At 62.2% G+C, this 21,637-nt stretch carries 29 protein-coding genes; 8 read left to right on the forward strand and 21 right to left on the reverse strand.

The window, feature by feature from the left end:
* Positions 1–292: 292 nt before the first annotated feature.
* A complete protein-coding gene (locus tag AWH62_RS12585; RefSeq protein ID WP_075190842.1) occupies positions 293–631 on the forward strand; it encodes a type II toxin-antitoxin system Phd/YefM family antitoxin in 339 nt (112 codons plus the stop codon).
* Positions 628–894 (forward strand): Txe/YoeB family addiction module toxin, encoded by a 267-nt coding sequence (locus tag AWH62_RS12590; RefSeq protein ID WP_075190843.1) that lies wholly within the window; start codon positions 628–630, stop codon positions 892–894. Before AWH62_RS12585 ends, AWH62_RS12590 begins: the two co-directional genes overlap by 4 nt.
* Positions 895–931: 37 nt before the next feature.
* Here the strand turns inward: AWH62_RS12590 and AWH62_RS16865 are convergent, their stop codons facing one another.
* Together AWH62_RS16865 and AWH62_RS12595 are read right to left on the reverse strand one after the other, a co-directional pair.
* On the reverse strand, positions 932–1,840 hold the full coding sequence (locus AWH62_RS16865; RefSeq protein ID WP_143743046.1) for a hypothetical protein: 909 nt from the start codon (positions 1,838–1,840) through the stop codon (positions 932–934).
* Between the two features lie 9 nt (positions 1,841–1,849).
* Entirely contained in the window at positions 1,850–3,382 is a 1,533-nt protein-coding gene (locus tag AWH62_RS12595) for an acyl-CoA carboxylase subunit beta (protein ID WP_075190844.1), read from the reverse strand.
* A 156-nt stretch (positions 3,383–3,538) separates the two neighbouring features.
* Between AWH62_RS12595 and AWH62_RS12600 the strand changes: the two genes are divergently transcribed.
* Positions 3,539–4,633 (forward strand): GNAT family N-acetyltransferase, encoded by a 1,095-nt coding sequence (locus AWH62_RS12600; RefSeq protein ID WP_075190845.1) that lies wholly within the window; start codon positions 3,539–3,541, stop codon positions 4,631–4,633.
* A 13-nt stretch (positions 4,634–4,646) separates the two neighbouring features.
* The gene (locus AWH62_RS12605; RefSeq protein ID WP_075190846.1) at positions 4,647–5,435 is read left to right on the forward strand and encodes a hypothetical protein; all 789 of its coding nucleotides are present in this window, start codon (positions 4,647–4,649) and stop codon (positions 5,433–5,435) included.
* Between the two features lie 33 nt (positions 5,436–5,468).
* Here AWH62_RS12605 and AWH62_RS12610 read toward each other — a convergent pair whose 3' ends face one another.
* From AWH62_RS12610 to AWH62_RS12620, 3 genes are read right to left on the reverse strand one after another with little or no spacing between them, the layout of a single operon-like run.
* Positions 5,469–6,137 (reverse strand): 2OG-Fe(II) oxygenase, encoded by a 669-nt coding sequence (locus AWH62_RS12610; RefSeq protein WP_075190847.1) that lies wholly within the window; start codon positions 6,135–6,137, stop codon positions 5,469–5,471.
* A 53-nt stretch (positions 6,138–6,190) separates the two neighbouring features.
* The gene (locus AWH62_RS12615; protein ID WP_075190848.1) at positions 6,191–6,958 is read right to left on the reverse strand and encodes an ATP12 family chaperone protein; all 768 of its coding nucleotides are present in this window, start codon (positions 6,956–6,958) and stop codon (positions 6,191–6,193) included.
* Positions 6,955–7,665, reverse strand: a complete 711-nt coding sequence (locus AWH62_RS12620; protein WP_075190898.1) for an HAD-IA family hydrolase — start codon at positions 7,663–7,665, stop codon at positions 6,955–6,957. The genes AWH62_RS12615 and AWH62_RS12620 overlap by 4 nt, the downstream gene beginning before the upstream one ends.
* A 111-nt stretch (positions 7,666–7,776) precedes the next feature.
* Between AWH62_RS12620 and AWH62_RS12625 the strand changes: the two genes are divergently transcribed.
* The gene (locus tag AWH62_RS12625) at positions 7,777–8,100 is read left to right on the forward strand and encodes a DUF1244 domain-containing protein (RefSeq protein ID WP_075190849.1); all 324 of its coding nucleotides are present in this window, start codon (positions 7,777–7,779) and stop codon (positions 8,098–8,100) included.
* Here AWH62_RS12625 and AWH62_RS12630 read toward each other — a convergent pair.
* The gene (locus AWH62_RS12630; RefSeq protein ID WP_075190850.1) at positions 8,097–9,089 is read right to left on the reverse strand and encodes an RluA family pseudouridine synthase; all 993 of its coding nucleotides are present in this window, start codon (positions 9,087–9,089) and stop codon (positions 8,097–8,099) included. The genes AWH62_RS12625 and AWH62_RS12630 overlap by 4 nt on opposite strands.
* On the reverse strand, positions 9,086–9,469 hold the full coding sequence (gene crcB / locus AWH62_RS12635) for a fluoride efflux transporter CrcB (RefSeq protein WP_075190899.1): 384 nt from the start codon (positions 9,467–9,469) through the stop codon (positions 9,086–9,088). Before crcB ends, AWH62_RS12630 begins: the two co-directional genes overlap by 4 nt.
* Before the next feature lie 530 nt (positions 9,470–9,999).
* Between crcB and AWH62_RS12640 the strand changes: the two genes are divergently transcribed.
* Positions 10,000–10,722 carry a DUF6624 domain-containing protein gene (locus AWH62_RS12640; protein ID WP_075190851.1) on the forward strand — a complete coding sequence of 241 codons (723 nt, stop codon included), beginning with the start codon at positions 10,000–10,002 and terminating at the stop codon, positions 10,720–10,722.
* 3 nt (positions 10,723–10,725) lie between these two features.
* Here the strand turns inward: AWH62_RS12640 and AWH62_RS12645 are convergent, their stop codons facing one another.
* Both AWH62_RS12645 and AWH62_RS12650 read right to left on the reverse strand, forming a co-directional pair.
* Entirely contained in the window at positions 10,726–11,100 is a 375-nt protein-coding gene (locus AWH62_RS12645) for a hypothetical protein (RefSeq protein WP_075190852.1), read from the reverse strand.
* A 67-nt stretch (positions 11,101–11,167) separates the two neighbouring features.
* A complete protein-coding gene (locus AWH62_RS12650; protein WP_075190853.1) occupies positions 11,168–12,484 on the reverse strand; it encodes a replication-associated recombination protein A in 1,317 nt (438 codons plus the stop codon).
* 80 nt (positions 12,485–12,564) lie between these two features.
* Here AWH62_RS12650 and AWH62_RS12655 point away from each other — a divergent pair, with 80 nt between their 5' ends.
* A complete protein-coding gene (locus AWH62_RS12655; RefSeq protein ID WP_075190854.1) occupies positions 12,565–13,035 on the forward strand; it encodes a VOC family protein in 471 nt (156 codons plus the stop codon).
* On the forward strand, positions 13,032–13,466 hold the full coding sequence (locus tag AWH62_RS12660) for a VOC family protein (RefSeq protein ID WP_075190855.1): 435 nt from the start codon (positions 13,032–13,034) through the stop codon (positions 13,464–13,466). Before AWH62_RS12655 ends, AWH62_RS12660 begins: the two co-directional genes overlap by 4 nt.
* Here AWH62_RS12660 and AWH62_RS12665 read toward each other — a convergent pair.
* The 12 genes from AWH62_RS12665 to rplF all read right to left on the reverse strand — a co-directional run bounded on the left by AWH62_RS12665 (position 13,463) and on the right by rplF (position 21,626).
* On the reverse strand, positions 13,463–14,866 hold the full coding sequence (locus AWH62_RS12665; protein WP_075190900.1) for a Do family serine endopeptidase: 1,404 nt from the start codon (positions 14,864–14,866) through the stop codon (positions 13,463–13,465). The genes AWH62_RS12660 and AWH62_RS12665 overlap by 4 nt on opposite strands.
* Before the next feature lie 89 nt (positions 14,867–14,955).
* Positions 14,956–15,378, reverse strand: a complete 423-nt coding sequence (gene rplQ, locus AWH62_RS12670; protein WP_075190856.1) for a 50S ribosomal protein L17 — start codon at positions 15,376–15,378, stop codon at positions 14,956–14,958.
* A gap of 45 nt (positions 15,379–15,423) precedes the next feature.
* Positions 15,424–16,443, reverse strand: a complete 1,020-nt coding sequence (locus AWH62_RS12675) for a DNA-directed RNA polymerase subunit alpha (RefSeq protein WP_011643709.1) — start codon at positions 16,441–16,443, stop codon at positions 15,424–15,426.
* Positions 16,444–16,517: 74 nt separating this feature from the next.
* Positions 16,518–16,907, reverse strand: coding sequence for a 30S ribosomal protein S11 (gene rpsK / locus AWH62_RS12680; RefSeq protein ID WP_075190857.1), 390 nt, complete (start codon positions 16,905–16,907; stop codon positions 16,518–16,520).
* 11 nt (positions 16,908–16,918) lie between these two features.
* Positions 16,919–17,287 carry a 30S ribosomal protein S13 gene (gene rpsM / locus AWH62_RS12685; protein WP_075190858.1) on the reverse strand — a complete coding sequence of 123 codons (369 nt, stop codon included), beginning with the start codon at positions 17,285–17,287 and terminating at the stop codon, positions 16,919–16,921.
* Between the two features lie 144 nt (positions 17,288–17,431).
* A complete protein-coding gene (locus tag AWH62_RS12690) occupies positions 17,432–17,998 on the reverse strand; it encodes an adenylate kinase (protein WP_075190859.1) in 567 nt (188 codons plus the stop codon).
* Positions 17,995–19,335 carry a preprotein translocase subunit SecY gene (secY, locus tag AWH62_RS12695; protein WP_075190860.1) on the reverse strand — a complete coding sequence of 447 codons (1,341 nt, stop codon included), beginning with the start codon at positions 19,333–19,335 and terminating at the stop codon, positions 17,995–17,997. The genes AWH62_RS12690 and secY overlap by 4 nt, the downstream gene beginning before the upstream one ends.
* 33 nt (positions 19,336–19,368) lie before the next feature.
* Positions 19,369–19,848 (reverse strand): 50S ribosomal protein L15, encoded by a 480-nt coding sequence (rplO, locus tag AWH62_RS12700; protein WP_075190901.1) that lies wholly within the window; start codon positions 19,846–19,848, stop codon positions 19,369–19,371.
* 39 nt (positions 19,849–19,887) lie between these two features.
* Positions 19,888–20,073 (reverse strand): 50S ribosomal protein L30, encoded by a 186-nt coding sequence (gene rpmD / locus AWH62_RS12705; RefSeq protein WP_011643715.1) that lies wholly within the window; start codon positions 20,071–20,073, stop codon positions 19,888–19,890.
* A gap of 12 nt (positions 20,074–20,085) precedes the next feature.
* Positions 20,086–20,709, reverse strand: a complete 624-nt coding sequence (rpsE, locus tag AWH62_RS12710) for a 30S ribosomal protein S5 (RefSeq protein WP_075190861.1) — start codon at positions 20,707–20,709, stop codon at positions 20,086–20,088.
* A gap of 12 nt (positions 20,710–20,721) precedes the next feature.
* Positions 20,722–21,084 carry a 50S ribosomal protein L18 gene (rplR, locus tag AWH62_RS12715; RefSeq protein WP_075190862.1) on the reverse strand — a complete coding sequence of 121 codons (363 nt, stop codon included), beginning with the start codon at positions 21,082–21,084 and terminating at the stop codon, positions 20,722–20,724.
* A gap of 8 nt (positions 21,085–21,092) precedes the next feature.
* Positions 21,093–21,626 (reverse strand): 50S ribosomal protein L6, encoded by a 534-nt coding sequence (gene rplF / locus AWH62_RS12720; protein ID WP_075190863.1) that lies wholly within the window; start codon positions 21,624–21,626, stop codon positions 21,093–21,095.
* Positions 21,627–21,637 lie beyond the last annotated feature (11 nt).

Here is a 21,637-nt window from a genome sequence, read left to right on the forward strand (position 1 = left end):
TCACAAGCTTAGAATCTGCCGCACGCCGCCACAAGAAAAGCGTCAATTCGCGGAAAGCGGAAAAGCGTGTCCTTTGTTGCATTTCGGCCATCGTAGGCAGACCGACCCATACATCGCTTGTCAGCCAGCAGGCCGTATCCGATTCTTTCGGTCAAGGGCCCGAAGGGCCGCGAAGCGGGCATGCCCTTTGACCGAAAGAATCGGATACGGCGACGTCTCGGCAAGCGGTTTATGGATGATTGGGCGCGCGGCGCCGACTTGATAAACGTACGAAAATTTGTACAATCAGTCCATGAGCAAACTCCCCCGCATCCTCTCCATTTCCGAAGCGCGCGCGGCGTTGAAGGATTTGGTCGAGCGTGTCACCGCTGACAAGGCGCCGGCGATCATCACCCGTCAGGGCGGCGAGCCGGTGGTGATGGTGGCGTTGTCGGAGTGGGAAGCCTTGCAGGAGACCAATTACCTGCTGGAAAGCCCGGCCAATGCCCGCCGCCTGCGCGACAGTATCGCCGCCGCCGAGGCCGGCGAGACCCGCTCGCTGACGCCGGACACGCTGCGCCGCCTCGCCGAAGACCCGGCAGCCTTCATCGGCTGGGCCGGGGACGAAACCGGTCCTGACCCGGCATCATGAATGCCGAGCTGACGCCCCAGGCGCTCGACGACCTCGCCTGGCTGGTCCACCACGAAACCCGCCTCGCCAAACGCACCCTCCAGCTCATCGAAGACATCCGCCGCGACCCGTTCGACGGCCCGGGCAAACCGGAACCCCTCAAGGGCGAACTCTCAGACTGGTGGTCGCGCCGCATCGATAGCAAGCACAGGCTGGTCTATCGGGTTGTAGGGGTCGGGGATGGGCAGCGGGTGGAGGTGGTTCAGTGTCGACGAGGGCATTGAGGAGCGATTATGGACTACTGCCACCCCATCAGCGTCATCAATCGAGTTGAGAGGTGACGTAGTGCTTCTCGATGTTTTCTAGAACAACCCGCTTTACGAGTCGCTCCGTCCGGTCTGGTAGATCACAAAACAGAGATACTTTTTCAGAAACTTCACCCGACTCTAAACACACCGCATATCCAGTTCGACACCCCGGCAGCAACATTTCCATTTTTTCTATCGCGGACCTATAATTTTGGTCGCTGGCTTTATATTCTTCGCGTATAAATTTTCTGATTTTGTTGTGAATTCTACCTAACTCACTAAACCCTTTCCGAACTACAATAAAAAGGTTTATCTTTTCACCATATTTTTCACGAAGATTTTTACAACCCTCAATTTTTCGCTTTTCTTCTAAGAGAAATCGTTCCAGTTCATCCACCGAAAACTTGAAATGCGTATATGCTTCATGACGCTCTCTAGCTTCGTCCCAGCTCCCGCCAGACGCCATCAATTGGATTGATGAGCCATGATGGATCGCAAAATGTCTGAGATGTTCGCATGCCCAAAACTCCGGGCAATCTAGAAGAGATTGGTCCCAGGTCGACATCAATTTTGCATAAGCACTGCCTGGTCTTGTTTGACCGTTGAATTTTGGAAAACGGTCCCTGTACGATCGAAACGCGGCTAGAAATGCCAACGATTTCAGATCTTTTTGAAGTATCGAATCTTGTCTATCGTCGTAACTATAGTTGCGAAACAACAGGCTTTTTAGCGTCTCGTCATTCGAGTTTCGTTCGAGCTCGAAATACGCTTTTAGGACTAGGAGGTAATTTTCCTCAAATTGTAGCGCATCGAGGATATACCGCTTGGCAGAGCCAATTCGTCGATACTCATGCTCTTCCAAATTCAGTTCAACCGCCTCCCCGAACGGTTGAAGGCCAAATTTACGGTCTGGCTCATCCATCCCCACCCCCTAAAGCGGAATATTATCGTGCTTCTTCCACGGGTTCTCCGCCTTCTTGTTCTTCAGCGTTCTTAGCGCCGAGATCAGGCGTTTGCGGGTGCCGTGGGGCATGATGACGTCGTCGATATAGCCGCGGCCGGCGGCGACGAAGGGGTTGGCGAAGCGGTCTTCGTATTCTTTCGCGTGGGCGGCCATCTTGTCGGGGTCGGCGGCATCCTTGCGGTGGATGATCTCGGCAGCGCCCTTGGCGCCCATCACGGCGATCTCGGCGGTCGGCCAGGCGTAATTGACGTCGCCGCGCAGATGTTTCGAGCTCATCACGTCATAGGCGCCGCCATAGGCCTTGCGGGTGATGACGGTGAGCTTGGGCACGGTGGCCTCGGCATAGGCGAAGAGGAGTTTGGCGCCGTGCTTGATCAGGCCGCCATATTCCTGCTTGGTGCCGGGCAGGAAACCGGGCACGTCGACGAAGGTGACGATCGGGATGTTGAAAGCGTCGCAAAAGCGCACGAAACGGCCGGCCTTGCGGCTGGCATCGCTGTCGAGCACGCCGGCCAGTGACATCGGCTGATTGGCAACAAAGCCGACCGGTTGACCGTCGAGGCGGCCGAAACCGGTGACGATATTGGCGGCATAGTCCGGCGCGATCTCGAAGAAATCGCCCTCATCCGCCACCTTCTCGATCAGCTCCTTGATGTCATAGGGCTTGTTCGGATTGGACGGGACCAGCGTATCGAGGCTGGGTTCGATGCGCTCGGCATTGTCATGGGTCGGACGTTTGGGCGGGGTTTCGCGATTGGAGAGCGGCAGGAAGTCGATCAGGCGGCGCAATTGCACCAGCGCCTCGATATCATTCTCGAAGGCGCCATCGGCAACGCCGGACTTCTTGGCATGGATCGAGGCGCCGCCGAGCTCTTCATGGGTGACGGTCTCATTGGTGACGGTCTTCACCACGTCGGGGCCGGTCACATACATGTAGGACGTGTCCTTCACCATGAAGATGAAGTCGGTGATGGCCGGCGAGTAGACATCACCGCCAGCGCACGGCCCCATGATCATGGAGATTTGCGGCACGACTCCGGACGCCAATGTGTTCTGCAGGAAAATGTCGGCATAACCGCCCAGGGACGCCACGCCTTCCTGGATACGGGCACCACCGGCGTCAAAAATCCCGATGATCGGCGCGCCGTTCTGGATGGCGGCCTTCTGGATCTTGACGATCTTCTGGGCGTGGGTCTCGGACAGTGAGCCGCCGAAGACGGTGAAGTCCTTGGAGAAGAGATAGACCAGGCGGCCATTGATCGTGCCATGGCCGGTGACCACGCCGTCGCCGGGGATTTTCTTGTCGGCCATGCCGAAATCGACGCAGCGATGCTCGACAAACATGTCCCACTCTTCAAACGAGCCATCATCGAGCAGGAGTTCGATGCGTTCGCGCGCCGACAGCTTGCCCTTGCCATGCTGCGCGGCGATGCGCGCTTCTCCGCCGCCCATCCGGGCGGCTGCGCGTTTGGCTTCCAGCTGCTCGAGCACGTCTTTCATGACAGGTCCTTCCCCACGGGATTCTTGTTATGCGCCAGATAGCAGACCCGCGAATGCTTGTGCAATCAAGCCGGTGCGCCAGCTCCCCGACGACGGGGGGCGCTGCGGGCGCATCCCTTGCAGGGTAAACCGCGAAACCGGATTGGGGATTGGCGCATGGGCGGCCAGGGACTGCGGACAGACATTGTTAGCGTGGGCGGGATTGGCGCCGCCGAGCGCCAGGCCTGGAACGGCTTTCGCGCGCAAAACCGGGCCCTGGCCTCGCCCTATTTCTCGCTGGAATTCACGAAATCCGTCGCCCGCCGCCGCTTGGACACCCGAATCGCGATTTTGCACCAGAACGGCACAATTGCCGGTTTTCTGCCGCTGCACCTGTCCCGTTCGGGCGTGGCCCGGCCGATCGGCGGCCCGTTGGGCGATCATCATGGCCTGATCACCACAACGCCCGATCTCGATGTCGAAGCCGCGCTTGCCGGCAGTGGATTCGGTATCCTCAATTATCACGGCGCCCTCGCCGACCAAGCCAGCTTCGCCCGCGGCAGCACGGCGCCGGCCGAGATTTCCTGGGTTTCCGACCTGTCGTCCGGATATGACAGTTTTCTCGACGATTGCGCCCGCGAAGACGCCAAGGCGATGCGCAATATCCGCGCCCGTCAGCGCAAGCTGGCGGAGCTGGGCGACCGGGTTGTCTTCCGTCTTGACGACCGGCGCCCCGACGCCCTGCGCGCCGTGATCGAAACCAAGCGCGAGCAATATCGCCGCACCAACGCCCTTGATGTCTTTGTCGCCAGCTGGGCCCGCCACCTGATCGAGGACCTGTTCGACACCGACACGCCGGAATTTGCCGGCATGCTGTCGACCGTCGAGATCGACGGCCAGCTCGCCGCCGCCCATTTCGGCATGCGCTCGGACACGGTGCTGCACTATTGGTTCCCGGTCTACTGGCCGGAATTTTCCAAGCTCGGCCCGGGCCTGACGCTTTATCTCGAAATCGCCCGCCACCTCGCGGACCAGGGCGTGCGCGAAATCCATCTCGGACCAGGCGATTATGACTTCAAGCGGCGTCTCTCGAATGCCGGCTTCGGTGTGGTGGGCGGGCGGCTGCAACGCCCGTCCCTCGCCCACGCGCTGGTGCGGACCGGCCAGCTGATCGACGGCATGGCCCAAGCCCTGCCGCTGGGCCGCGTGTCGAACTGGCCCGGCAAGGCCTTCCGCCGGCTCGACCGTTGGGCCGCCGTGCACGCGCTTTAGGAGGATCGGCAACATGCCAGCCCTGTTTTCGCCCGACGGCAGTATTGATGCCCCGCTGCAGGCGCTCGGCCTGTTGCTGGCCGGCCTTTTGAGCTTGGCGGTGGCCGGCAAGATCATGATCCGCGGCACACATCGCCTGGGTGTCGCCGGCATGGCCCGGCAATTCGCCAGCCTCGACATCCTCGCGCTCGTCGCGCTGGTCCAGTTGGCCGCCCTCAACCTGTTCGACCACACCATGCGTCCACTGGCTGGCGTGTTCCGCCCGGACGTCGGCGATGGCGGGCTGATCGAGAACCTCACCATCCTGCTGATGTTGTTCCCGGTCGCGCTGGTGATAGACCGCGCCCGTCAACGCAATCGGGACACCGCTTTCGGCCCGGTCAGTCTCGCCGTGACAATCCTGGTCCTGGTTTTCGCCTTTGGTGAGGAAATCAGTTGGGGGCAGCACTGGCTGGGTTTTACGCCACCGGACGCGATCGCGCAGAGCAATCTCCAGGAAGAATTCAATCTCCACAATTACATCACGCCGTCGACCATGGAGGCGGTCTACTACGCGCTTGGCATTACGTTGATCGTGTTGGGAGCCCGCTTGGGCTCGCTGGTATCCGCGCGCCACGGCGATAATGTCCTGCTGCCCTTGCGCGCCTTGTTGATCCTCAGCGGCGTTCTGATGTGTCACCACATCTTCCAGGAACTGGCGGAACTCGCGGTTGTCACCACCGGGTTCTTGATCTGGAACCGCCTCGACCAGGGCCGCCTGACCTTCACGCCGTCAGCCTTGCGAACACTCGCGGCAATCTAGGCCTGCCCAATCCAGGCCAGCCCAATCGCGTCGCTACTGAAACGGGTTCAGCTTCTTGAGGAAATACTGCAACCCGCCGCGGTTTTCCTTGCGGTCGAGCTCTTCCTGCGAGGTCAGGAAAGTCGTCTGCACGACATAGCGCTCGCCCTCGAAGGGCAGATGGCCGTGCCAGGAATTGTCGGCACGCAGGAAGGCGAAGACATAGCCGGCCAGCGGCGGGACTTCCTCGGTGAAATCCTCGAAATCTTTCGGCCCGTTGAGCACGCGGATACAGCCGGCACCCGTGCCGTCCCACTCGGCATTGAGATAGGTCAGCATGGTCAGGATTTTCGACTTCGAGTCGTTATGGATCGGCCCGTCCGACAGCTGGGAGACCTTGCGCACGGTGATCATGCGCGGCTTGTCGGTGAAATCGACGCCAAACTTGTCGCTCAGGACCTGCGCCAGCTCGGCGGAGTTGAGATCGTCCATCAGGCGCTTGAACTCGCCGGTGGCTTCCAGCTTGGAGAGCGGCAGATAGCCCGGCTTGTCGATGGCGGGATAATCACGGCGCACGTCCGCCGCCTCGCGCTCGCTGAGCGCGGCTTCGGCGACGAAATAATTGTATGGCTCGGTCCGCACGCTGGCCTTGCGCAGGACGTCAAAGTCCAGCAGCCCGCCGGGGCCGGTCTTGCCAGCTTGCACAGGGGCGGTGTCAGCCATGGTCCAGTCTCCGCAACATCAAGGGATGCAGGTTAATCGTCTGGCGCCTGGCATCAAGCCGCAGACGCCGCGTCCAATGCACGCAGGACTTCGCCCATCACCACCAATTCGGTGCGCAAGCGGGCCAGACGGTCGGCGGCTTCATGGTCTTCGCCCCACTGGCTGATCTGGAAATGCTCATCCAGGGTAGAGAGGACGAAGGCTTTCTCGCCGTCAATCTCACCGCCAAGCAAGGCCAGCGCAATCAGGGCCGAACCGCAGACAGCGGTAACATGGGCCAGTGTCGTCAAACGCCAGTCATCGAGCTCGCCGGCCCGCTGCATGACACGCTGCAGGGCGACCGGATCCTGGTCGAGCGGCATCAGCCCGGTGGCCGGCACGAAATGCGCGCCGAGGGCACTTTCAGCCCATGCGATGATCGGGTCCCAGGCGGCGGCTTGCGATGCGGCCAGTGCGGGCGGTTCCGGCGCACGGAAACAGACGAGATCAGTCGAGGCATATTTCGTCACCTCGGCCACGGTCTCCGCACGCGCATCGGGGATCAGATCCAGCGCCACGAAGCACAGCCGCGTTGCCGGCATGGACGGCGCATCAATGCGCTCGCCCTGGGCCGCCCATTCAGCGGCAACCAGCTCGGCCAGCGCCCGCGTCGGCAGCGCCAGCGCCTGCTTGGCCGGTGATTTGACCGGGCGCCCGTCGAGATGCACGGCAAAGACCTCGCCGTCCGCGACCACGGTCACATCGGTGTAGAAACGCTTGGGCAGTGCACTCTCGCGGCTTGGGATTTTCACGCCCGGCTTGGTTTCATAGGTCTGGCTCATGTGCCTGTCTCCTGCCCGGCGGCACTGTCAATCGCGGCGGCGAACCGGTCCAGCGCGGCATCAAGGCTTGCGAAATCATGATGGATGCTGTGGGCGCCACCTTCGGCAATCTCGTCAGCGGTGTGGAAACCCCAGCCGACACCGAGCGTATGCACGCCGGCATTGCGACCCATCTCCATGTCAAACCGCGTATCGCCGATCATCACCGTCTGGACGGCATCAGCGCCGGTCTCACGCATCGCGTCCAGCACCATGCGCGGATGCGGCTTGCCAGCGCCGCCATCGACGGTCTGCAGCGTGTCGAAATAGCGATGCAGGCCGTGATGCTCGAACACGATGTCGAGGCCGCGACGGGCCTTGCCGGTCGCCACGCCCATCAACCAGCCGGCATCGACCAGTCGCTCGATCGTGTCGCGCACGCCGTCATAGAGCGGTTCGGAAAAGCCGGCCTCGGCGCGCTGCTCGACAAAGGCTTCCTTGTAGAAGGTGGCGAGCTGAACGGCTTGCACGGCGGAATAATCCGGCGGCGCCAGGCGGGTGACCGCTTCGGTCAGTTCGAGCCCGACAATGGTGCGGGTACGGTCATAATCGATCCCGCCAAGCCCGGCGCGACGAAAGGCGCGGTCCATGGCTTTCTGGATCACCTGGCGACTGTCGACGATGGTGCCGTCGACATCCCAGATCGCGAGTTTGAGTGGGGTGCTCACGCCGCGAGGCTCCTTCTGCTTGGCCGCGACATAGGCGGCTGCGCCGGGCTTGGCAAGCAGGCCCCGCCTCATGCTACCCATGCATCACACGCAAGCCGGAGCGCCGCCGTCATGACCCTGCCCGAAAACATCACCGAAACCGAGCGCACGGCGCTGGATGCCGCCGCCTTCCGCCGCCTCGTCGCGCATCTGGACGCCCACAAGGAAGTCCAGAATATCGACCTCATGCTGCTCGCCGATTTCTGCCGCAACTGCCTGGGTGACTGGTGGCGCGAAGCGGCGTCGGAGCGCGGCATCGAAGTGACAAAAAACCAGGCCCGCGAACGCGTCTACGGCATGCCGCCCGCCGAGTGGAAAGCGAAGTATCAGGGCGAGACCAGCCCGGAGAAAGTCGCGGCCTTCGAGGCCAAGCAGGCGGCAAAAGACAACGGCTAGGCCAGATCATCTTCGATGTCGGCCTCACTGATTTCCTTCACCGAGAAGCCGAGCGTATCATAAATCTTCTTCAGCGCCGGCGGCAGGTCCGCGGTCAGCACCAACGGCTTGCCGCCCGGTCGCGGGACTTCCAGGCGGCGGGCGTGCAGGCATAACCGTCGCCCCAGGTCTTCCGGGGCCGGACGGTGGCAGGTGTATTTCTTGTCGCCGAGAATGGCGGTGCCCATGGCCGCCAGATGGACGCGCAGCTGGTGGGTCCGGCCCGTGACCGGACGCAGCGCCACCCAGGAGGCTTTCTGCCCGGCCTCGCCGATCACCACATAGCGGGTCAGGGCGTGCTGGGCACCGTCATCACCATGCCCGGCCGCGACCATGGTCTCGCGCTCACTGTCGACCCCGACCGAGGCGGCCTTGCGCATGAAGCCCTTGATCTCGCCCTTCTTGGGCTTGGGCACACCAATGGCGATAGCCCAGTAGGTCTTGCGGGTCTTGTGCGACTGGAAGGCCTTCGCGAGGCGCGCGGTGGCCTTGGGTCCCTTGCCGACGATGAGAATGCCGGACGTGTCCTTGTCGAGCCGGTGCACCAGGCGAGGCCGGTCAAGACCTGTGCCGAAAGCATCCAGCAGACCGTCGAGATGTCGCGTTGTCTTGGAGCCCCCCTGAACCGCAAGGCCGGCCGGCTTGTTGAAGGCGATCAGCTCGTTGTCCTGATAGATGACCAGCGACTTCACATAGGCAATGTCTTCGTCGGACAAACGATTGGCCGGCGGCCGCTCGCCGGGTTCCGGCAGCGGCGGGATGCGGATCTCCTGGCCCTCATGGACGCGGCTGTCCCCCTTCACCCGACCACCATCGACCCGGATCTGCCCCTTGCGGCACAATTTCTGGACCATGATTGCCGAGACGTGCGGGAAGCGGCGCTTGAACCAGCGGTCGACCCGGGAATCATCTTCGCTGGCTTCAACCTTGATCGTCTGGACGCCGCTCATGCGAAGGCCCTCCGCATGATCCACAGGCCGAGGAAGACTGCGGCCAGGGCCAATACGACCGAACCGGCCGCATAGCCAAAGGCTGGCAGGATGGCCTTGCGTTCCAACATGTTGGCGATCTCCAGCGAGAATGCCGAGAATGTCGTGAAGCCGCCGAGGAAGCCCACGGCACCAAACAGGCGAATATATTGCTGGTCGGCGCGGTCGGTCGCGGCCAGCCAACCAATCAGCAGGCCCATGAGAAGGCCGCCGACCAGATTGACGGCGAATGTGCCCCACACCTGTTCCGGGCCGAACCAGCGAAAGGTCAACCGGCCGACCTGATAGCGCGACAAAGCACCCAGCGCACCGCCGGCACCGACGAGAAGATAATTGATCATCCCGGCTCGATAGGGTCCCGCAGCCGGATTGGCAAGCGCGCCGGCATTGGCCGCCGGCACATTAACGCGACACCAACCAATCCTAAATTTCATGTCACAATCGATAAGCCATGCAATTACGCAATGCTGCTTTGGTGTAATGACGATTGTGTGACGCCGCTAAGTCCTTATTTACCAACGTGCGAACCGGGAAGGCCCGGCGCGCCAAGAAGACAAGGACTGAACCCATGATGGACCGTGTTTCGAACTCCCTCTCGACACTCGTCAATGTACTTTTCGTGGCCGGTGTGTTTGGCGCCATGACGATCGCCCTCGGCGGCGCATTCGCCTAGGTTGGGCCGCCCCCTAGGGCTCAACCGAACGACATCCGATCCGGACCGGCGACGCGCCTCACAGTCCCCCGTCCTGATCGCCCCCGACCCCAAGCGAAAGCGGCAGTCTCTCCCCAAGGACTGCCGCTTTTGTTTTGCCTGATGCCTTGGATACGCCACACGCGGCGTTAGACTGGCTGAAACTTGGGGAGTCGCATCATGTCCGTATTCATTCTGGCCACCATGCTGATCCTGCAGGACGCCGAGGCCCCGCCCGCGCCGCAGGAAGCCCCGCCCGCTGTCGCCGATGCCGAGGCGACCGACAACACGCCGGCGCCACTTCCCACTGACGCCGCGACCCTGATCGCCGAGTTTGACGCCGCCTATGCGCAATGGGGTGACCTCATCTCCGAAATGGCCGCCCGCAAGGCCCGCGACCGCTATATTCGCGACTTGCTGCTATCGCGCATCTCACGGTCCGACCTTGACCCGGGCGCCCGCCCGGAGATCATCGAGGCCACCGCGGACACGTTCAACGCGGTCGATCAAGCCAACACAGAATGGGCTGTCGGCCTGCTCGATGAGCACGACTTTGCCGCCCTGATCAGTGAACAGCCTGCCCTCGCCGCTGACATTGCCGCCCTGATCCAGCAAGGCGACCTGGCGGCCCAGCGTCGCCTGCTCGAACTGGTCGAACCCTTCGCCCTTGCCGGTGACTTCAACGGCATGCGCTACGCACTGCTCTACGACCGCATTGCCGTGGCTAACGACCGGCCACAACGCTATGGCTCACGTTTCATTTGCGAGAATGGCGAACAGGTCTACCCGCCGATCGAAGACCCGGACACGGTCGATGAGCGGCGGGCATCGCTGGGCCTCGAACCACTCGCGGCTTACCAGGAACGCTCCAACCGGTTTTACGGGTCCAGCTGCAGCGAGTGAGCCTCAGTCCTTGGCGCGCAGGCTCAAGACCAGCACCAACGCGACCGAGACGATCGCCATGATCGCGCTGATGCCCAGCAAGGGTCCCACCGCGGCCTCGTCGACCATCTGCCCGAACATCAGGTAGAGCGACGGGATCATGACGAGCACCGCAACATGATGCAGTCCGACCTGGGCCCAGGCCAGAAGGCCGTTAGCCAGCTTGAAAACGCGGTACAGGATCGCCCAGAGAATGGGTAAAACACCGCCCAGCAACATCATGTGGGCGTGGGTCGGCATCTGCGTGTGATCGCCGGAGCGGCCCATATGCTCGCCCAGCAACATGCCGAGAATGAGCCAGAGCAGGCCGATCGTCAGGTGAATGCGTTCCGGTTTCATGTGAACTCCCCCCAGAGAAATGATGCCGGAAGGATTCGCGCGAACCGCGAACTTGGCAAGTCCCGCGTTATGAGCGTCCGCCTCGCCGCTCCCCACGTAGCTTGCGCCATCGAGCCAGACGTTCGCCAATCGCCGCTTCGCGGCCGCTGTCCTTCGGTTCGTAAAAGACCGGACGGTCCGGCATGTCGTCGGGGAAGTAGTCCTGACCGGAGACACCGCCGACGGCATCATGATCATACTCATAGCCCTTGCCATAGCCCTGGTCCTTCATCAGGGCGGTGGGCGCGTTGAGGATGTGGGCGGGTGGCATCAGGGAGCCTGTCGCCTTGGCGGCTCTCTGGGCCCGCTTGAAGGCGACGTAAACGGCATTCGACTTGGCAGCGGTCGCCAGATGGACGACGGCATGCGCCAGCGCCAGCTCGCCTTCCGGCGAACCGAGCCGTTCATAGGTGCGCGCCGCCTCATTGGCGATCATCAGGCCGGTCGGGTCGGCCAAGCCGATATCTTCCGACGCCATGCGAACCAGACGCCGGGCCAGGAAGAGCGGATCCTCGCCGCCTTCCAGCATGCGGGCGAACCAGTAGAGCGCCGCGTCCGGGTCGGAACCGCGGATCGATTTGTGCAGGGCCGAGATGAGGTTGTAGTGCTCCTCGCGATCCTTGTCGTAGGCAGTAGCGCGCTTGTTGAGCAGCTCGGCCAGGTCATCGGCGCTCACTTCGGTCTCCGGATCGAAGGTGAAAACCTCCTCGACCAGGTTGAGCATGTAGCGGCCGTCACCATCCGCCATCGAGCGCAGGGCGGCGCAGGCGGCGGCATCAAGCGGCAGCGAACGGCCCATCTCGGCTTCGGCGCGCTGCATGAGCAGGTCCAGCCCGGCATCATCCAGGCGTTTGAGCACCAGGACCTGGCAACGCGACAACAGGGCCGCATTGAGTTCAAAGGACGGGTTTTCGGTCGTGGCGCCGACCAGGGTGACGGTGCCCTCCTCCACGACCGGCAAAAAACCGTCCTGCTGGGCCCGGTTGAAGCGGTGGATCTCGTCCACGAACAGCAATGTACCGCGCCCTTGCTGGCGCCGCGCCCGGGCGCGCTCGAACGCCTTCTTGAGATCGGCAACACCGGAGAAGACCGCCGAGAGCGGTTCGAATTCCAGACCGCTATCCTCGGCCAGCAAGCGCGCAATCGTGGTCTTGCCGACGCCCGGCGGCCCCCACAGGATCAATGAGGCCAGACGGCCCTGGGCGCGCATGCGGGCTATCGGTCCCTTGCCGGCGAGCAGGTGATCCTGCCCGACCACATCGGCAAGCGTTTGCGGGCGCAGCCGGTCGGCAAGCGGGCGCGGGGCATCGGCGTCAAGGCCGGCGGCTTCAAACAAGCTGGTCATTGCGACAAAGCCTAGGCGTGTTCGCGGTTTCACAGAAGTGCGGGCGTGATAGAGTTGCAGGCAGAAAACGGGAGGCAGAGATGAGCGATCCGGAGACCCGGCAGCGACCGGCCAATGATCATCAGGGCACAGCCACCGCCAGCGGGGTGACGCCGCACCTGACAACCAAGGACGCCCTCGCCGCGGTCAAATTCTACAAGGCCGCCTTTGGCGCCGAGCTGGTTTTCTGCCAAATGGCCGAAGATGAGAAACGGGTCCTGCACGCGCATCTGGTGATCAATGGCGGCTCGGTCTTCCTGCATGATGATTTTCCGGAATATCGCGGCGGCACGCCGGCACCGGCACCCGCCAGTATCGCGCTTCACATGCAGGTCGATGATGTTGATGCCTGGTGGACCCGAGCGACCAGGGCCGGCGCCGAAATCGCGATGCCGCTGGCCGACATGTTCTGGGGCGACCGCTATGGTCAGATCAAGGATCCGTGGGGCTATGTCTGGTCACTCGCGGCGACGGCGACCTCAAAGAAAATCGACAACGGAGACACGGCATGAATGAGACCCATGAGCCGCCGACCTCGGGCGTTGCCCCCTATCTGAGCGTGCGCAATGGCGCCGCCGCAATCGAGTTTTATACCCGGGCCTTTGGTGCGGAGTTACTGGAACGCTATGACTTCGAGGGCAAGCTCGGTCACGCCACGCTGCAGATCAATGACGGGATCGTCATGCTCGCTGACGAATTCCCCGAGCACGAGGCCCATATCGGCAATGTCGCCCCGGCAACGCTGGACAACCGGACCACGTTCACGCTGAACCTGTATGTCACCGATGCCGATGCCTGGTTCGACAAGGCAATTGCGGAAGGCGCGTCAGTGGTCCGCCCGTGCAAAGACGAATTCTTCGGTCGGCACGGCAAGATCCGTGACCCGTTCGGTCATGTCTGGAGCTTCGTGGCGCTCAAGCCCCACGATCCGTCCGCCAGCTAGTAGAGCCGCACCGACGTCTCGAAACGTTGCCCGCGACGTTCGACCACGAGTGGCCAGACCTGTTCACCGTCATGACGGGCCAGCACCTCGGCGACGTCGTCGAGCGAGCGGATCGGCGTGCCCATCAGTTCGACCAGGTGATCGCCGGGTCGGAAGCCGAAACGACCGGCCACCGAGCGCCGTCCGACCGCGCTGACGACCACGCCGCTGCGGAAAGGATCCAGGCCGACACGCTCATTGAAAGCCGGTGACAGGGTGACCATGGCAGCGCCCGACAAGGGATTGCGACCGGCCACTTCGAACGGATCCGGTTCGGCAATTCCGGGGGCCGGCTGGACGGCGACATCGAAGGTCATTTCCTGACCATCGCGCAGGACGGTGAAGACCGCATCATCACCGGCGGCCCGGGTGGCGAGGCGGAACCGCGCGCCCGCCTCATTGTTCACTGCCTGGCCATCGATCGCGAGAACGATATCGCCCTGCATCAAGCCAGCCTCGTCGGCCGCTGCCTGCGGGTAGACCTCATTGACCAGTGCTCCCCGCGGACGGCTGAGACCGAACGCATCGGCGATATCGCTATCCACCGGCTGCAGTCGCGCGCCAAGCCAGGGCCGGATCAGCTCGCCCTCACTCATCGCCGTGTCGACGACGCGGGCCACCATTTCAACCGGAATGGCAAAGCCGATCCCGTTGGAACCACCCGAGCGCGAGAAGATCATCGTGTTCACACCGACCAGCTCACCATCCATGTCGACCAGCGCCCCGCCGGAATTGCCCGGATTGATGGCAGCATCGGTCTGGATGAAAGAAGCAAAATCGGTCTGGCCGACATCGGTCCGTGCCAGCGCCGAAACGATGCCGGAGGTGACCGTCTGGCCAACGCCGAACGGATTGCCGATCGCCAGCACCAGATCGCCGACCTCGATATCACCGGACCGGTCGAAAGGCAGGACCGGCAAGGGTTCACTGGTTTCAACACGCAGCACGGCCAAGTCAGTCGCTTCGTCGGTGAGCAGGATCCGAGCCTCGAACTCCCGCCGGTCGGCCAGGACCACGCGCAATTCGGTCGCACCGGCCACGACGTGGTTATTGGTCACGATCACACCGGACGCATCGACGATGACGCCGGAACCCAGCGAATTCTGTTCGCGCGGCTGACTGCGGAACATGCGCGAAAAGAAGGGGTCATTGGCAAAGGGGTGCTGATTGGCAACCACGCGGCGCGAGAAGACGTTGACGACGGCCGGGGTGGCTTCACGCACCAATGGCGCGAAGGACATCTGCATGTCCATCCGGCTCTCCGGGACAACCCGGTCGTCAGCGGCACCGGCAAGGTCGATCTCCTGGGCGGCCGCGGGCGCAGTCGCGAGGAGGCAGGCAAGAATAACGTGTCTGATCATGGCACCCATATAGGCTGGATTGCGGGCACGAAAAAGGCGGCCCTGCTGAAGCAAAGCCGCCTTTTCCTGAACTTGTGCTGACCGGGAGCTTACTCCTCAGTCATGCCGCCTTCTTCCTCGAGGCGCGCGCGGTCGGCGGCACCCTTGGCAGACGGGTCGCGGTCGACCAGCTCGATGACCGCCATCGGGGCATTGTCACCGTGACGGAAGCCGGCTTTCAGAACGCGGGTGTAACCACCATCGCGCTCGGAATAGCGACCGCCGAGCGTGTCGAACAGTTTCTTGACCTGGTCCTCATTGCGGACCTTGGACATGGCCTGACGACGGCCGTGCACGTCGCCGCGCTTGGCCAGCGTGATCAGCTTGTCCACGAAAGGCGCCAGTTCCTTGGCTTTCGGCAAGGTGGTGACGATTTGCTCGTGCTCGATCAGCGAGGCAGCCATGTTGGCCAGCATCGCCTTGCGGTGCGAATGGGTGCGGTTAAGCTTGCGGTGTGCGATGCCGTGACGCATGGCTTTATCTCCTCAGGTCCGGTTCAGGCGCCTCTCGGCGGCTGCCTAGACGTGATCCTCAAAACGTTTGGCAAGATCTTCGATGTTCTCCGGCGGCCAGTTCGGCGCTTCCATGCCAAGATGCAGACCCATCTGGGCGAGAACTTCCTTGATCTCATTAAGCGACTTGCGTCCGAAGTTCGGCGTGCGGAGCATTTCCGCCTCGGACTTCTGGATCAGGTCACCGATGTAGACGATGTTGTCGTTCTTCAGGCAGTTCGCCGAACGCACCGACAGTTCCAGCTCGTCGACCTTGCGCAGAAGCGCCGGGTTGAAGTCGAGCTCGGGCTTGTCATCCTCGGCCGGACGCGCCTCGACAGCTTCTTCGAAGTTGATGAAGATCTGGAACTGGTCCTGGAGGATGCGCGCGGCGAAGGCCACGGAATCTTCCGGGGTGACGGTTCCGTCCGTCTCGACTTCAAGCGTCAGCTTGTCATAGTCCAGAACCTGGCCCTCACGGGTGTTCTCGACCTTGTAGGACACGCGCTTGACCGGGCTGTAGAGCGCATCAACGCCGATCAGGCCGATCGGGGCATCTTCCGGGCGGTTACGCTCGGACGGGACATAGCCCTTGCCGGTGTTGATGGTGAACTCCATGCGGATTTCCGCACCTTCGTCCAGCGTACACAGAGCCAGGTCCTTGTTGACGATCTCGACATCGGCCGTTTCCTCGATATCACCAGCGGTGACGATACCGGGGCCGGACTTCTTGAGAACGACACGCTTGGGACCTTCGCCATGCATGCGCAGGGCGATCTGCTTGATGTTCAGCACGATGTCGGTGACGTCTTCACGAACGCCGTCGATCGACGAAAACTCGTGGACGACGCCGTCAATGTGGACATTCGTCACTGCTGCGCCCTGAAGCGAGGACAGCAGGACACGACGCAGCGCATTGCCGAGCGTCATGCCGAAGCCACGCTCCAGCGGCTCGGCGACAATCTTGGCTTGGCGCGCGGGATCATGTCCCGGCTCGATTTCCGGCTTCATCGGGCGGATGAGTTCTTGCCAGTTCTTCTCGATCACGTTCTTACTGCCCCTTCATCAGCCGCACGGGTTGGACCGCCGGCGCGTTCAACAGGCGAAATGCGAGCCGCGTACTAGACGCGACGGCGCTTCGGCGGACGGCAACCGTTGTGCGGAATCGGCGTGACGTCCTGGATGGTGGTGATGGTGAAACCCACCGACTGCAACGCACGCAGCGCGCTTTCGCGCCCCGAACCCGGACCGGAGACCTTCACTTCGATGGTCTTCATTCCGTGCTCAATCGCCTTCTTGCCGGCATCTTCAGCAGCCATCTGGGCGGCATAAGGGGTCGATTTGCGCGAACCCTTGAAGCCCATGTGACCGGCGGAAGACCAGGAAATCGCATTTCCCTGGGCGTCCGTGATGGTCACCATGGTGTTGTTGAAGCTGGCACTCACGTGAGCGACGCCCGACGTGATGTTCTTCCGTTCGCGCCGCTTAACGCGGCCAGTATCTTTAGCCATCGGTCAGGGCCCTACTTTTTCTTGCCGGCAATCGGCTTGGCGGGACCTTTGCGCGTACGCGCATTGGTGTGAGTGCGTTGGCCACGAACCGGCAGGCCACGACGGTGGCGCAAGCCACGGTAGTTACCCAGGTCCATGAGACGCTTGATGTTCACAGCCACCTCACGGCGCAGATCCCCTTCCACTTGGTGATCACGATCGATCACTTCGCGGATTTGCAGGACTTCTGCATCCGTCAGTTCACTGACGCGGCGCTCGGGCGTGATGGAAACCTGCTCGCAGATCTCCTTCGCCTTGGCCGGGCCAATGCCGTGGATGTAGCGAAGCGCGATCTCTACGCGCTTATTCGTCGGAATATTGACGCCGGCAATACGGGCCACTTTCCATCTCCCAAATTCTGAACGCCATTCACGGACGGCCCAAGGGGCAACCTTTCGGTCGCCGCTTCAGCTCGCCCGTTTCGCGAAGGGCGCTATCTACAGTCAGCGTTGCCACCCCGTCAATGGGGTTGCAACAGGTGTGTGTCACTTCTCTTCGAGAGCCGCAGCAATTCCTGCTGCAACCTCGTCCATGGATCCCATGCCGGGAACTTCCCGAATCTTGCCCGCTTGGGCGTAAAACGGGATCAGCGGCGCGGTCTGATCCTGGTAGGCTTTCAGTCGTACTTTGAACGCATCGATATTGTCATCGGCACGCCCTTCTTCCGCCGCACGCTTTTCCATGCGTGCGACCAATTCAGTGTCGTCCACCAGCAGGCGGACAACCGCATCAACCTTGGCGCCACGCTTTGCCAACGCGGCATCGAGAGCCTCTGCCTGGGCCACCGTGCGGGGGAAACCATCGAAGATCGCACCGCCGGCGGCTTCCGCTTCCGGCAGTCTTTCCTCGATCAGCTCGATCACGATCTCGTCGGACACCAGATTGCCGGCATCCATAATCGCGGCCACCCGCTGACCCAGTTCTGTTCCGGCTGCCTTCGCTTCGCGCAACATGTCTCCGGTAGAGAGCTGCACCCAGCCGCGCTCTGTCACCAGCCGCTTGGATTGGGTGCCCTTGCCGCAGCCCGGCGGGCCGAACAGGATTATGTTCATCGTTTACGTCCCCGCAGCTTCGACTTCTTGATCAGCCCCTCATACTGGTGTGCCAGCAGGTGGGATTGAATCTGGGAAACCGTGTCCAGCGTCACCGAAACGACGATGAGCAGGGATGTGCCACCCAGCGCCGTCTGCGGATTCATCAGCATCGGCACCATGCAGACCAGGACCAGGTAAAGGGCCCCGATCAGGGTCAGGCGGGACAGGACGTAGTCGATATATTCCGCGGTCCGCTTGCCGGGACGAATGCCTGGCAGGAAACCACCATACTTCCGCAGATTCTCGGCGGTATCTTCCGGGTTGAAGACAACCGAGGTGTAGAAGAAGCAGAAAAAGATGATCATGGCGGCATAGAGCACCATGAAGAGCGGTGCGCCCGGCCCGAGATAGGCCACGACGGTCTGCAGCCATCCGGCACCGGACTGGGCCTGGAAGCTGGCTGCGGTCGCCGGCAGCAACAGCAGCGAAGAGGCGAAGATCGGCGGAATGACGCCGGCCGTATTCAGCTTGAGCGGCAGGAAGGAGGTGTCGCCACCCACCATCCGGTTGCCTTGCTGGCGCTTGGGATACTGGACCAGGAGACGGCGCTGGGAGCGTTCCATGAACACCACCAGCAGCAGGCCGGCCAGGATCAGCACGGTGCCGACCACCAGGACGGTACCGTCACCGGTCGAAGAGGCCTGCGACAACGCGCCGCCAATCACGCCCGGCACCGCCGAGATGATGCCGGCGAAGATGATCAGCGAGACCCCGTTGCCGACCCCGCGTGCAGTGATCTGCTCACCCAGCCACAAAAGCAGCATGGTGGCGCCCACCAGCGTGATCACGGTCGAGGCAATGAAGAAGGGCCCCGGATTGAGCGCCAGCGCAATACCGTCACTGTTCGGCGTATTCATGCCGATGGCGATCGCAAAGGCCTGGCCGGTCGCCAGGAAAACCGTGAGATAGCGGGTGTACTGGTTGATCTGCTGACGGCCCTGCTCGCCCCCTTCCTTCTTCAGCTTTTCAAGGCTGGGAATGGTGGCGGCCATCAGCTGCATGATGATCGAGGCCGAGATGTACGGCATCACATTGAGCACGAAGATCGCCATGCGTTCGACGGCACCGCCGCCGAGCATGTTGAACATGCCCAGAATTCCCTGGCCTTGGCCGCCCAGGGAATCGAACACGCGTGCGTACTGGTCCGGATCAATCCCCGGAATCGGCACGAAAGTACCAATACGGTAGACGATCAGGATCCCGATCGTGAACAAGATGCGTTGCTGCAGCTCCTTCGCTTTCGCGAAGGAGCTGAAGTTCATGTTCGCAGCAAGCTGTTCGGCAGCTGAAGCCATGAAGACGTCCTTAAAAGGTCGGCGTGAAGTCGCTTATTCCGCGGCGTCGTCGGCCACGGCGGTGAGGGTCACCTTGCCACCGGCCTTCTCGACAGCGGCAATCGCGGTCTTGGAGGCACCGGCAATGGTGATCTCTACTTTGGACTTGAGCTCGCCCTTCGCAAGGAGGCGAATGCCATCCAGGGCGCGGCGGACGAGGCCCGCTGCGATCAGGACGTCGGCATCGATCGGCTTTTTCGCGTCGATCTTGCCTTCGGCAATTGCCTTCTCGATACGGCCGAGATTCACTTCTGCCCATGCCTTGCGGTTCGGCTTGTTGAAGCCCCGCTTCGGCAGACGCATGTGAAGCGGCATCTGACCGCCTTCAAAGCCCTTGATGGCCACACCCGAACGGGATTTCTGGCCTTTGACACCACGACCACCGGTCTTGCCCTTGCCGGAACCGATACCACGGCCGACGCGGGTACGGATCTTGGTCGCACCGTCATTGTCGCGCAATTCATTGAGACGCATGTCGTTCTCCATTCGATGGAGCGGTTTCCCTTGCGGGACCTACTCCTCGACGATTTCCACCATGTGGCTGACCTTGGCAATCATGCCGCGGACAGACGGTGTATCCTCAAGCTCGCGCTCGCGACCGATCTTGTTGAGACCGAGGCCGACAAGCGTGGCGCGCTGATCTTTCGGGCGGCGGATGGCGCTACCCGTCTGGCGCACGCGGATGGTCTTTTTGGCCATTGTATCCGGTCCTTACGCTTCGATCGCTTCCGGTGAGGACGCGCCGTCATCACGGCGGTTCACCAGATCACCGACCTTGAGACCACGCTTTGCAGCAACCGAGCGCGGGCTCGACTGCGACTTCAGCGCGTCCATGGTGGCGCGGATCATGTTGTACGGGTTGGACGTGCCAACCGACTTGGCAACCACGTCCTGGACCCCGAGGGTTTCCAGCACGGCGCGCATCGGACCGCCGGCGATGACGCCGGTACCCGGAGGCGCCGCCCGCAGCACGACCTTGCCGGCGCCGTGACGGCCTTTGCCGTCATGGTGCAGGGTGCGGCCTTCGCGCAGCGGAACGCGAACCATGTTCTTCTTGGCTTCGTCGGTCGCCTTGCGGATGGCTTCCGGCACTTCGCGTGCCTTACCCTGTCCGAAGCCGACGCGGCCCTTGGTGTCACCGACGACGACGAGGGCTGCGAACTGGAAGTTCCGGCCACCCTTCACCGTCTTGGCGACGCGGTTGATGTGGACGAGCTTGTCGACAAGTTCGTCATCACGTTCCTGGTCGCGGTCCCGGCCACGGCCGCGGCCGCGGCCGCGGTCGCCGCGGTCGCCGCGGTCATTCCCGCGCTGTTGCTCGTTCTGATGAGCCATACGTCCGCTCCCTTAGAAGTTCAGGCCGCCCTCGCGGGCCGCCTCTGCGAGCGCTTTGACACGCCCGTGAAAGATGTAACCGCCACGGTCGAAGACGACGTCCTTGACGCCTTCCTTGACAGCGCGCTCGGCGATCAGCTTGCCGACGATCTCGGCAGCCTTCGTGTCGCAGCCCTTGCCATGCTCTTTTTGAGCGGCGTCCTCGAGAGAGGAGGCAGAAGCAACCGTCTTGCCCGACACATCGTCGATGATCTGGGCATAGATGTTCTTCGAAGACCGGTGGACCGACAGCCGCGGACGGCCGTTGGCGAACTTGCGCAGACGGATCCGGGTGCGCTGGGCGCGACGGACCGATTTTTCGCGTTGAGTTTTCATCGCTCGCCCTACTTCTTCTTGCCTTCTTTGCGGCGGATGTACTCGCCGACATATTTGATGCCCTTGCCCTTGTAAGGCTCCGGCGGACGGAAGCGGCGGATCTCGGCGGCCACCTGGCCAACACGCTGCTTGTCAGCGCCCGTGATCTTCACCTCGGTCGGCTTGCCGACAGCGATGGTGATGCCGTCCGGCGCGTCATAGACAACGTCATGGGACAGGCCGAGCGACAGCTTCAGGGACGAACCCTGCATCTGGGCGCGGTAACCAACGCCGACCAGCTCGAGATTTTTCTCGTAGCCTGCCGTGACCCCCTGAACCAGGTTGGCGACCAGGGCACGTTGCATGCCCCACATCGCACGGGCTTTCTTGGTCTCGTCGCGCGGCTTGATGACAATGCCATCTTCGCCCTGCTCGACATTCACTTCATCCACAAAGGTCATGGACAATTCGCCCTTGGGACCCTTGACGGTCAGCGCCGTCTCCGAAAGCGTCGCCGTGACGCCGCCGGGAATGGCTACCGGGAGTTTACCGATACGTGACATTGGTTCGCTCC

Origin of the sequence: Maricaulis sp. W15, assembly GCF_001924955.1 — a bacterium.
Classification (GTDB): Bacteria; Pseudomonadota; Alphaproteobacteria; order Caulobacterales; family Maricaulaceae; genus Maricaulis; species Maricaulis maris.

Bases quoted from the DNA above. Each gene is read 5' to 3' on its own strand.
- AWH62_RS12585 (WP_075190842.1), top strand. From the start codon at position 293: ATGAGCAAACTCCCCCGCATCCTCTCCATTTCCGAAGCGCGCGCGGCG.
- AWH62_RS12590 (WP_075190843.1), top strand. From the start codon at position 628: ATGAATGCCGAGCTGACGCCCCAGGCGCTCGACGACCTCGCCTGGCTG.
- AWH62_RS16865 (WP_143743046.1), bottom strand. From the start codon at position 1,840: ATGGATGAGCCAGACCGTAAATTTGGCCTTCAACCGTTCGGGGAGGCG.
- AWH62_RS12595 (WP_075190844.1), bottom strand. From the start codon at position 3,382: ATGAAAGACGTGCTCGAGCAGCTGGAAGCCAAACGCGCAGCCGCCCGG.
- AWH62_RS12600 (WP_075190845.1), top strand. From the start codon at position 3,539: ATGGGCGGCCAGGGACTGCGGACAGACATTGTTAGCGTGGGCGGGATT.
- AWH62_RS12605 (WP_075190846.1), top strand. From the start codon at position 4,647: ATGCCAGCCCTGTTTTCGCCCGACGGCAGTATTGATGCCCCGCTGCAG.
- AWH62_RS12610 (WP_075190847.1), bottom strand. From the start codon at position 6,137: ATGGCTGACACCGCCCCTGTGCAAGCTGGCAAGACCGGCCCCGGCGGG.
- AWH62_RS12615 (WP_075190848.1), bottom strand. From the start codon at position 6,958: ATGAGCCAGACCTATGAAACCAAGCCGGGCGTGAAAATCCCAAGCCGC.
- AWH62_RS12625 (WP_075190849.1), top strand. From the start codon at position 7,777: ATGACCCTGCCCGAAAACATCACCGAAACCGAGCGCACGGCGCTGGAT.
- AWH62_RS12630 (WP_075190850.1), bottom strand. From the start codon at position 9,089: ATGAGCGGCGTCCAGACGATCAAGGTTGAAGCCAGCGAAGATGATTCC.
- crcB (WP_075190899.1), bottom strand. From the start codon at position 9,469: ATGATCAATTATCTTCTCGTCGGTGCCGGCGGTGCGCTGGGTGCTTTG.
- AWH62_RS12640 (WP_075190851.1), top strand. From the start codon at position 10,000: ATGTCCGTATTCATTCTGGCCACCATGCTGATCCTGCAGGACGCCGAG.
- AWH62_RS12645 (WP_075190852.1), bottom strand. From the start codon at position 11,100: ATGAAACCGGAACGCATTCACCTGACGATCGGCCTGCTCTGGCTCATT.
- AWH62_RS12650 (WP_075190853.1), bottom strand. From the start codon at position 12,484: ATGACCAGCTTGTTTGAAGCCGCCGGCCTTGACGCCGATGCCCCGCGC.
- AWH62_RS12655 (WP_075190854.1), top strand. From the start codon at position 12,565: ATGAGCGATCCGGAGACCCGGCAGCGACCGGCCAATGATCATCAGGGC.
- AWH62_RS12660 (WP_075190855.1), top strand. From the start codon at position 13,032: ATGAATGAGACCCATGAGCCGCCGACCTCGGGCGTTGCCCCCTATCTG.
- AWH62_RS12665 (WP_075190900.1), bottom strand. From the start codon at position 14,866: ATGATCAGACACGTTATTCTTGCCTGCCTCCTCGCGACTGCGCCCGCG.
- rplQ (WP_075190856.1), bottom strand. From the start codon at position 15,378: ATGCGTCACGGCATCGCACACCGCAAGCTTAACCGCACCCATTCGCAC.
- rpsK (WP_075190857.1), bottom strand. From the start codon at position 16,907: ATGGCTAAAGATACTGGCCGCGTTAAGCGGCGCGAACGGAAGAACATC.
- AWH62_RS12690 (WP_075190859.1), bottom strand. From the start codon at position 17,998: ATGAACATAATCCTGTTCGGCCCGCCGGGCTGCGGCAAGGGCACCCAA.
- secY (WP_075190860.1), bottom strand. From the start codon at position 19,335: ATGGCTTCAGCTGCCGAACAGCTTGCTGCGAACATGAACTTCAGCTCC.
- rplO (WP_075190901.1), bottom strand. From the start codon at position 19,848: ATGCGTCTCAATGAATTGCGCGACAATGACGGTGCGACCAAGATCCGT.
- rpmD (WP_011643715.1), bottom strand. From the start codon at position 20,073: ATGGCCAAAAAGACCATCCGCGTGCGCCAGACGGGTAGCGCCATCCGC.
- rpsE (WP_075190861.1), bottom strand. From the start codon at position 20,709: ATGGCTCATCAGAACGAGCAACAGCGCGGGAATGACCGCGGCGACCGC.
- rplR (WP_075190862.1), bottom strand. From the start codon at position 21,084: ATGAAAACTCAACGCGAAAAATCGGTCCGTCGCGCCCAGCGCACCCGG.
- rplF (WP_075190863.1), bottom strand. From the start codon at position 21,626: ATGTCACGTATCGGTAAACTCCCGGTAGCCATTCCCGGCGGCGTCACG.